This window comes from Streptomyces sp. URMC 123, assembly GCF_051386515.1.
Lineage (GTDB): Bacteria > Actinomycetota > Actinomycetes > Streptomycetales > Streptomycetaceae > Streptomyces.
The window spans coordinates 1-260 of the sequence record NZ_JBPQTV010000778.1; the positions used below are offsets into that span (position 1 = coordinate 1).

Here is a 260-nt window from a genome sequence, read left to right on the forward strand (position 1 = left end):
AAAACCACCCGCACGCCCCGCCCGCGCCACCAGCGGAGCGCCAACGTGGCCGGCACGCCAACCCCCGTGATCCACGCGGCGGCCGCCGCACCCGTACGCCACCAGCTGGGGCCGAACTCCGCCAGCCCCCGCGCTCCCAACGGGCCCCCCACCAGGGCCGCGACCAGCGCCATCGCCGCCCCGCAGCCGATCGCGGCGAGCGCCCCGAGCAGCAGAGCGATCTGCGGCAGGCTGAAGAGCGCGAAGAAGAAGCCCCACAT

General features: G+C 75.8%; 1 protein-coding gene. It reads right to left on the bottom strand.

The window, feature by feature from the left end; genetic code table 11:
* Window positions 1-260 (bottom strand): cell division protein PerM (locus ACSNOD_RS31975; protein ID WP_436770545.1); only part of this gene is annotated, 260 nt, incomplete at both ends.